Raw genomic sequence first — 9023 nt, forward strand, 5'->3', positions numbered from 1 at the left:
GCTTGTCATAATGGCCATAGCGCTTACGATAGGGCTTTGGAACGATTCTAAGGTGCGTATATAGATCACCACCTTCTTGTTTATCTTCATACACTCGTTGATAAACCGTCTCGTGGTGTAACGAGGTGTTTTCATGTTTTTTTAAATAGCCTACAACTTGCTGTGGACTTAGCTCCTGGCGAATCAGTTTTACAATTTTGACGTGTATTTCATCGGATACTTTCCGTGCTTTATAAGCTGATGATCGTCTGTCATCTGACAGCTGCTGTGCCTGTTTGGGACGATATCCTCGAAGTCCTTTATTACGCATCAACTCACGAGAGATGGTTGATGGATTTCGTTCCAAGTTCTTAGCAATTTCTTTTTGATTTAATCCTGCTTTTAAAAGCGAATAAATCTGGTATCGTTCATGCTCAGTCAGCTGATTGTAGTTCACAGTGCTTCATCTCTTGGTCGGGAGAAGCGCAAACTCTATCAGCTGGCTTCTCTAATGCCAATTGCACTTATTATCCGAAACTGCGGCTAATTAATTTAGCTCTTAGCATTAAAATGCAGCCTAGCACCAACTCAACAACAGTCGCAAAAATGTTTGCTTTATTTGCTGCAGGGATATCACCATAGCCACCCGCTTCAGCCATATACAGCTTATAAAAAACAAAGTGGTAAGCGAGGTCAGCAAGAGCATAAATAACCACAAACAAACCCACACATGCTACAAGCCCTGTTTCAAGGCTAGCGCTAGCGTTGAATTCTTTAAGCTGCCCTGCAGACATATACTTCAAAAGCGCGTTAGGAAAAAACCACATGAGTAAAGCAAGACTAACCCCTACGATAAACGGAATTAGATTGAATATTACATTAGCAACCTTGATCTTTTCATTTTCAATTAAGTATGGATAAAAACTAGGTATCGACTGTAGCATTGTAAATAAAAGAACAAGCGCTCCAACACGTATGGCTATTTCTAAAATATTTCTTTCCACTGTAGCCCCTCAAAAAATAGCAGCACATTTATTTTTTAACGTATTAGAGTAATCGCTACATATATTCACATAGCATCATAGTCTTTTATCCCAATTAAAAAAGTGAGCATCATAAAATAATTGAGTAAAAGAGTCGATAAGACTAAACCAACGATTATTCCTAATAGCACTGAGAGCCAAACCTTATATCTATATAAAAACAGCTCGACATAAATAGTGACGAAAAGTAAAAGGCTTCCTAAAGAATAGAACAAAACTAATGGACCTATTGACCCAAAAGCTCCAAACTTATAAACCAGCCCCAGTACAATCGGTATTAAGAACGTTATAGCTGTGATGTATAATGTTCGTTTCAAAATAGTCAACATCTATCGCCTAAACTGGGGTGAACCTAACCAAAGTATGATCCTCACCTTCAAGCTCTTGGTCAATAATCTGTGCGATTACATCCCAATCACCACCCGCCAAACCAGCACCAATGAGCGGGTAGCCAATTCTCAGCCCTGAAAATTGCTGCTTAACTGTACTCATTACTTTCCGAATCGCCTCATAATCCGCTTTAACACCAGCTCCTCGCCAATGAAACTGAGTATAAGCATTGACAATAGTAAAACGATGCCCGTTTTTTTCTACTTCAGTGAATGAGTACGTTCCCAGCTTCTCTCGTGCACCTTTTTCTGTTTTACAATCCGCCGCATAAGCTTCAGGGAACACATTTTTTATCGTTAACGCAATGCCTTTACCCATCTGGCACTGACAGTTACAACCATGAATAATAACATCAAACACACCTTGCATGGCCAACTGAATAAGGTCACCACTCGTTTCTTTCATGACTACCCTCTAGGGAAAAGTTTCGATTCACACAAAAGCTGCGAGTTAATAATACACTACAATTGTACCCAATTTCATGACTTCGCCTTACAATCAATAACTGGTCACTATTGTAGGCTAAAGCCATGAGGGGCTAAGGAATCGACGTCACAAGGCTACGATCTGTTACAAGACAGGATTTTAAAATGGTTCCGCAACAGGGTGGTGTGGGGAGAGCTGGGTAGATACCAGCTCTTACCCGATTGTGTTTAGCTTTCTCTGACAATCTGCTGCCTGTTATTGATGGCAAATTTGAGGTTTTTGAACCTATCTTTTTCTGAATGACTTACATGTCCTAAAACTATGTACGACTGACCAGAACTCAGCTCTAAGTCTTTAAGGTCTTGATGTAAATTAATCCATGGGATGTAAGAGCTTTGCTCCTCAGTTTCTGCATAGCATTGAATTGAAACTGGATATTGTTCGACTTTGGAGCTTTTGACTTGCTTCACTGTTACTCGAATTGCAATAGGATACTCGATTCGACCACGAGATAATCGATTGTATAGGACATGGTATCTTTCATCGTCATAAAAGAAATCTTTCCACATTACCAACCTATCTTTGTACTGAATCTTGACCAATGACTCAAATTCTTTCACATCACTTCTATCTTGGATCAGGCTACGCACTCTGGATATTCCAGCTGCAGATTTACAATAAGAGGCAAGTCTTTGCTTAGTTTCAACAAATTCTTTCCCTAAAGATGAGCTCTCCGGTTCAGTCGCCATCTTATCCGATAATTTATTTAGCTGTGTTCTAGTTTGTTCTAGAAGGTTTAGCCTAAATGTAAAGGAACCATCTTGCATATCTTCAAAGATATCAGGAACATTCTCCACATCTCGGGAGTCATCAACAAAAACCTTTACTGCACCTGAAATCGAATTCATACATTCTGATGCATGACAGCAATCTTTAGCCAATTTTAAATATGGTGGAACGACAGTATTAGTTGCATGTCGGGTATGACCGGAATTATATTCAACACGAGTTCTACAACGCGGATCTTCACAAAACAAACTTCCATTATCAGCTCTCGATAGCTCTTGAATATTTTTTACCGTAGCCGTCTCAAATCCACGTTTATACGCGCAAAACATTTTTATACCTTTAGCCATATACACCTTCCATTGACAAATTCTCTTATATATGGGAACTGAAAGCGACTCTTTCAAGACTTTGCTGTATATGGGGCAAACATAATGCTCAAAGCAGTGGTGCGAAGCACCCGCTGCCTTTGCTTGTTATGTGCATTAGTAGGAATTTCTAATATCAATAGCTTCTTCTATCCAGTTAGCGATGTTCTCACTAATATACTTGTAGACTCCTTGACTGTTGGACTGTGTAGGTTTTTTCAGCTTTACGACACTAGATAGTTTTTTCTCATCAATTTCGAAATCGTCAAATGGATTTCTGCCTTCACTACCCTGTTCACCAGAACTATTCTTTAGCTTGTGAATCTGAATTCCAAGAACACCTTTCCCAGACTCCCATGCTTTCTTGATTTCATATTTAATCCATTTCCTACCCGCTGTTTTCTCCCCAACTAGCACAATAACGCAGGATTTACCCGTCATTTGGTCATCAATCCATTTTTGAATGGCGCTATCACCGCCTTTTTTTACTTCTTCCCAATCGTTATCGCTTGCAGGCTGGTTACCTTCAACTGAACCAATATTTCTTACTGTCGAAGCTCTCCAGTTATCATTTGCGTAATGAAAACTATAAAATGCTTTTCTAGTCATAATAACTCCTTATTTTGTTAAATCAGAAATAAAGTCAATTAGATCTTTGACTTTTTCATCTAGGGAAACTTCTGCATCAGACAATCTATTTAAATATTTTTTTGCCATATTTTGGTCTTGATAATACTCACCAATAGAAGGCAAAATCTTTTCATATATTTCTTGGGCGGCGTGTCTTGTCGATGCCACGGGTATACAGATATTTCCCAAAGAATGTGAAATTTCAAACTCGCGGATTACCCCTCCAGCAATAACAACTTCTCCATCACTGTTCTTGTTACCGAAGATAAATATTGAAATTCCAGACAACGAGATCATTTTATGTCGATATTCATCCCACAACTCAGAAAGGTCTTTTTTTCCAGTCTTGAATTGTGGAAACGGTCTTAATATTAATTGAGAGTCTGAGTATTTTAGCGGCTTTGAATATATCGCTTCTAAAGCTCCATTAATAACCGAGCTGCCAACTCCCCAGCCGAATCCATTAACAATCCTGTAATTACTTTCTATCAAGGCACGAGATAACTTATGAATAAACTCAATTGACTCCTGTTTTTCATAAGGCTCGTAAACTTCTGCACTACCAGAAATAAAGATTGTTCTCTTTTTAAAGCGAGACTCAATCTCACTCAGTATTTCAGTTATTTCTTTGTAGTCACTGACAAGTAGTGTTTTTATTCCATACCTTTTTAGGTCATTTATAATCAGCTCTTGCTTTCTGCTGTTGTAGTCAAATGTTGCTTTATCCGGATTGTTGCAATCGCCAAGAACTGTACGCTTAGTTATACAGTAATGCTGTTTTTTATCTTCAGAGTATCGGAAATTAAGCCGACTTAGTACATAATCAAGATTCGGGTCTGTAAAGCTAAAACCTAAGAATAGGAATGTTTTTGTTGTAAGTTCACCTGTGAGAGCGTTGATAAATGGCTCGTGTGTCTGGTGATATTGCTCATATTGCTCTTTAGTTATTATTGCCTCAGCCGAACAAGAAACATCTCCATGCATTTTAAATATTACGACGTCTCTTTTCGGTTTGTTACTAAGCAGTTGTTTGATATTGTGCTTTGTATCTGGAACTTTACCCTCTGCTAGGAATGCTTTCTCAATTAGTTCATCGTAATTTGTTGTCCATACAGATGAAATAGGAAGTCTCGCTAAAATTCTATGGTTATCAGTTTCCTCAGTTTCTCCAACAAACTCCTCCAATATTTTCCGGCAGACTTTTGACTTGGTTCTGTTTTCATTTACATGAAACTGCGCGAGTGAAACAAGATCAGATTCAACATTAACATCTAACCCCAAATCAAATGCAATTTCGCTCATCAACTCTTGCCAATTGACGAACCCAGCAGGGATGGACATACCTGCACCAGCAAAAATCGCCGCAGTCCCTTCGTTCAAATCTTTTACGTAATCTCGTATAAAGATTTCAATTTCTCGATCAAAAGCCATTTTCCTGCTTCCTAGCCAATATTTTCACTTCCAGCAATGAGCACATAACTATTAATGCACGTCACTCTGACGTAATATACCACGTCACTTTATTTATTGACTCACCCAACGCTCTCCCACAATACCCACTCAACACTTCCTGCATAGTTCCATACAACTTTCCATTTTAGGGTAAAGTCGTCGCACAACCACCCCAAAGCACAGCGGAGTAAACAATGTCCCTATAATATCCTTGTTAAAAGTTTGTTGCATGTTAGTCAGCAACTCCATGCAATGACTGGTTAACATCGATAGCATAACTGATCACAGCAATAAGCTTATAAATTAAATTTTGTTCTTGAGCAGAAATGTCTTTAGACAACATTGCTTTATATAGGTCCATTTTTGCCTGATTAAGCTCTGTCTGATCAAAGGTATGATCAGTAAACTGATCACACAATTGAGTAAAAATATTAAAGCCAAATTTATTTTGTAGCGCGGTTATTACCGGATACAACTCAAACTCAATACTACCAACAATGTCAGGTTGGTGTTTAACGAGAGATGATTTACCTACTATCAGATCGTATGCCATATTTTTTTTAGTTTAACAATTAATGAACGTCATTCTGACGTAAAACATTACGTCACTTTAATGAGGTTGTTCGCCGGCTCATCCAGTAACCCAGCAACACCACCCAACGCTCTCCCACAATACCCACTCAATACTTCCTGCATCGTGCCATACAACAGCCCATAATCCCGCTGAAAGTTTTGGTGATGAACACCCAACAGTTGTGCCCTTTTGTAATCTGAATAAAACTCACAGGTCCATTGTTGGTGTTTGCGTTCCTCAATCGCAATATTGCACATCGTCACTAGCCGTATACATCGAATACGACTCTTGAGGTATGTATCATCCAATTGTTCCACTAACATGGCATACAGTCGATCGGCTACACGTGACTTATACGTTTCCGTTTTAGCATGATCTGGAGCGTAGCAATACATTCCCCATTCCCGAATGGGCTTAGGCAACTTCGCCACGGCATCCTGGACAATGCCCTTTTCTAAACTCCGGCCAATTTGGTCCAGGTTATCAACCGAGCCATTCCCCTCGCACTGAACCAAAGGCTTAGCCCTCATACTCATAAACGCTTCATGCCAGGCTATTTTGGCTGAACGCCAGGGTAACATCAGGTTAGGTCCATTTTTTTGTTCTGTAGGCTGATAGGCGTCAGTTGTAGCCATTTGCACATTACCATTGGCCATCTAATCCCCTCCCCTCAGTGAATCGTCGAGTTCAACGCTTCGTCTAACGTGTCGTAGGTTGGAATCCGTTTCACGATGATCTGCCCCTCGTCACCCCAATACTTACTGACGCGTCCATCCCAGATATGGGCATCGTCCACGAACAAAGCATCCAGTAAACCTTTTTCTAGATTGTCCTTATCTGGTGTCGATTGGTGAGGCTGTCCTCGCATCTCCGCCCGTTTTTTCTTCGACCATGACTTGGGCATGGGTAACACGAAAATGAGATGGTAGCCGCTCTCAGGCAGTTCAATAGACAACGCCCGTAGTGCATCTTTGTACATACGGTACTGCATGACACAGGGTCGCTGTTTCCATTTGTCTGCTCGGGTCATACGGGGCTTGGTGTTGGGTGTAATGGCGTAGGCTTGATTCATAAGGCACTCGTAGTATGTGACAGATTTGTTTCAAGGAAGAGGTCTAGGCGGGGGTTTTCACAAATTATCACAGAGTTTTCACATGTATATTTGTGAAAACTAATACTTCTGTAAGTGTTTAATATATAAATAAAAAAAATAATAAAATATATATAAATAATAGTTTTCACATTTTCACATAAAAAGTACCCCCCCTGGCTTTTTTCTGGGGTCTTTCTAGGGGACTTTAGGAATTCTTGTGAAAATGTGAAAAGGCCATTTTTTCTAATAAAATCAAGGAGTAATTTTAACATGAGTTCATGTGAAAACTCGTGAAAACTTGTGAAAACCCCTTGATCCGTGGCCTCAGCAGAAATTGGCATGCACATAAGCCATCCTCGGACGTCCACCGGTTGGTTTAGCCACCTGGATTAATCGGGCATGCCCTCTGGAACAGATGTCGTCTAATATCTCCTTGCGCTCTTTACCACGCATCTTAGAGAAACTAGGATTACGACCAATTTCATAGAGGGTGAGACCGCGTTCCTTTGCCTTCTCAATTTCATGAACGCATTCTTTCAATTGAGTTTCAAAGGAGGAACCGCCTACACGGTTCACTACGGTATCTACCATATAATAATCGTGATAGCGAACATAATCAATAGCCCAATCCGTCACCTGTCGTGTAATCGTCTCCGCAAACGGATCGACCGACAGGGCCAGAATTAACGCAATCCGCATGGCCTTTTCTCGGGTGCGCCCCAGCAGTACTTCGATACCGAATTGTTCCAGCTCATCCATCTTCTGAATGATTTCCTGGTCAAGCGCTTTTAATCGCTGGAGCGCGGACTCCTCGAACACGAGAATATTCTGTGCGGGCTTATTTTCTGGGGGCATATGGCTGGTTAAGTTACCGGCCAAGTTCTCCCGAATGGTCGCCACCCACTTGGTAATGTTCTCAGGTACCTCGATTAATCCAGGATCACTCGACACCTGTCGTTTTAATTGGCTTTCCATGACAATAAAGCGTCCGAGGAAACCGTCTTTCACTAATTCCGGTGACAGTGCACCATAAAAGGTACCCGGTGTCGTCAGTGCTAAAAGCGTTAACGCGGGATGCTTAATACACCGCTTGCGCATCTCTTCTGCAGCTTGCTTACTCATACCCATGGTTGAGTACACTGGTGGGTAAAGTGAAGACCCACACTTGCTCCAGGCCTCGACCAGTCGGGTAATCGCCTCCGCTTTATGCGGATTCATTTTGTGCTGACTGCCTTCCAAGTACTTACCAAACTCATCAATGATGCTGATATGGTTCGGTTCATGGAGCAGTTCGCTGAACAAGGCACCGGATGACGTATAACCCGAACCGGAAATAAGTCGCCCATAACCTGACGCTTCTAAAACCTGTTCAACGACATCTTTGCAATGCTCTTTACCACTGGCTGACTTGGCAATGTTCAAAAAGTACAGCGAGGAAAAATTTCCCTTATCGGTTTTGTAATAACGCCCGCACACTACACTACCCAGCGCTAGCGCACTTTGTACGGCGAGTGCAGGCTGTTTTCGTCGTGCGGTCTGATTAGCAAACTGCACGACTTCGCCCAGTACACCGGGTATGTCGTATAAATGGCCTGGCATGCCGCCACTGTCGGGTAGTGATAGGTTACTCGCCTTGGAAGGTTCAGGTGGAGCGGGCTGGACAGGAATCACATCATGAGGATGCTTACGTAAGTGAGTCATCACCGTACTGGCAATACAGGTATTTAACTCACTGGAATTTAATGGTGGACTGTTGCCAGCGTTCCAGGTATCCAACATCTGTTTTATGGTGCGCAGGTCCATGCCTGAGGCGATATATTGACCTGTTAATGACACAGCAGATTGGTTACGTGAGCCTTCACTCACAGCCTCACCACTGGCCTTCGGCTGGTAATCGGCTGTGCTAAAACCTAAGTTACCCTTCACTTCAGTGGCAGGCTTGGCTTTTGTGGAATCAACCTTGGCCTGGTTAATGACATGCCGTCCATTAAATTGCTGAATGGCTTGTACCCCCTCTGCAATCGTGTGCTGCAGTAAATAACGTACAAGCCATACCGCTAATGTCTTCTTACTCAGTTCTCTGTCTGTTTAGTACGCTGCATTCATTTCACGAATAGCCGTTTATTAGTTGTATGAAGCAACCAAAGATTGAAACCTTATCGCCTGAAGCCTATCAGGATCTCCAGCAGGCTATTACGGCCTCATCATTAAGTCAGGACCATAAAAACCTCGTCATAGGCGTGTTGGATCTCTGTTTATGGCTTCAGCAAAAACTCACCTTC

Annotated in this window: 10 protein-coding genes; all 10 read right to left on the reverse strand. The window is 41.5% G+C overall.

Annotation, left to right across the window (positions count from 1 at the left end):
- Positions 1 to 436: helix-turn-helix domain-containing protein (locus F607_RS0122200; RefSeq protein ID WP_027709827.1), on the reverse strand; the 436-nt coding region annotated here is incomplete at its 3' end.
- 70 nt (positions 437 to 506) lie between these two features.
- A complete protein-coding gene (locus tag F607_RS0122205; RefSeq protein WP_027709828.1) occupies positions 507 to 983 on the reverse strand; it encodes a hypothetical protein in 477 nt (158 codons plus the stop codon).
- 375 nt (positions 984 to 1358) lie between these two features.
- Positions 1359 to 1817, reverse strand: coding sequence for a macro domain-containing protein (locus F607_RS0122215; protein ID WP_027709830.1), 459 nt, complete (start codon positions 1815 to 1817; stop codon positions 1359 to 1361).
- 248 nt (positions 1818 to 2065) lie between these two features.
- Positions 2066 to 2974 (reverse strand): hypothetical protein, encoded by a 909-nt coding sequence (locus F607_RS0122220; RefSeq protein ID WP_027709831.1) that lies wholly within the window; start codon positions 2972 to 2974, stop codon positions 2066 to 2068.
- 135 nt (positions 2975 to 3109) lie between these two features.
- Positions 3110 to 3601: a TIR domain-containing protein gene (locus tag F607_RS0122225; RefSeq protein ID WP_027709832.1), complete on the reverse strand. Its 492-nt coding sequence runs from the start codon at positions 3599 to 3601 to the stop codon at positions 3110 to 3112.
- A 9-nt stretch (positions 3602 to 3610) separates the two neighbouring features.
- Positions 3611 to 5053, reverse strand: a complete 1443-nt coding sequence (locus tag F607_RS0122230) for an SIR2 family protein (protein WP_027709833.1) — start codon at positions 5051 to 5053, stop codon at positions 3611 to 3613.
- Between the two features lie 253 nt (positions 5054 to 5306).
- Positions 5307 to 5627, reverse strand: a complete 321-nt coding sequence (locus tag F607_RS0122235; protein ID WP_027709834.1) for a hypothetical protein — start codon at positions 5625 to 5627, stop codon at positions 5307 to 5309.
- A 47-nt stretch (positions 5628 to 5674) separates the two neighbouring features.
- Positions 5675 to 6304 (reverse strand): hypothetical protein, encoded by a 630-nt coding sequence (locus tag F607_RS0122240; RefSeq protein ID WP_027709835.1) that lies wholly within the window; start codon positions 6302 to 6304, stop codon positions 5675 to 5677.
- A 14-nt stretch (positions 6305 to 6318) separates the two neighbouring features.
- A complete protein-coding gene (locus F607_RS31165; RefSeq protein WP_051311739.1) occupies positions 6319 to 6720 on the reverse strand; it encodes a RusA family crossover junction endodeoxyribonuclease in 402 nt (133 codons plus the stop codon).
- Between the two features lie 345 nt (positions 6721 to 7065).
- Positions 7066 to 8667, reverse strand: coding sequence for a DUF3987 domain-containing protein (locus F607_RS0122255; protein ID WP_027709837.1), 1602 nt, complete (start codon positions 8665 to 8667; stop codon positions 7066 to 7068).
- Positions 8668 to 9023: the final 356 nt, after the last annotated feature.

It is taken from the genome of Zooshikella ganghwensis DSM 15267 (assembly GCF_000428585.1).
GTDB classification, from domain to species: domain Bacteria; phylum Pseudomonadota; class Gammaproteobacteria; order Pseudomonadales; family Zooshikellaceae; genus Zooshikella; species Zooshikella ganghwensis.

Excerpts from the sequence above, each read along its gene's own strand:
- F607_RS0122220 (WP_027709831.1), bottom strand. The coding sequence starts at position 2,974 with ATGGCTAAAGGTATAAAAATGTTTTGCGCGTATAAACGTGGATTTGAG.
- F607_RS0122215 (WP_027709830.1), bottom strand. The coding sequence starts at position 1,817 with ATGAAAGAAACGAGTGGTGACCTTATTCAGTTGGCCATGCAAGGTGTG.
- F607_RS0122225 (WP_027709832.1), bottom strand. The coding sequence starts at position 3,601 with ATGACTAGAAAAGCATTTTATAGTTTTCATTACGCAAATGATAACTGG.
- F607_RS0122240 (WP_027709835.1), bottom strand. The coding sequence starts at position 6,304 with ATGGCCAATGGTAATGTGCAAATGGCTACAACTGACGCCTATCAGCCT.
- F607_RS31165 (WP_051311739.1), bottom strand. The coding sequence starts at position 6,720 with ATGAATCAAGCCTACGCCATTACACCCAACACCAAGCCCCGTATGACC.
- F607_RS0122235 (WP_027709834.1), bottom strand. The coding sequence starts at position 5,627 with ATGGCATACGATCTGATAGTAGGTAAATCATCTCTCGTTAAACACCAA.
- F607_RS0122230 (WP_027709833.1), bottom strand. The coding sequence starts at position 5,053 with ATGGCTTTTGATCGAGAAATTGAAATCTTTATACGAGATTACGTAAAA.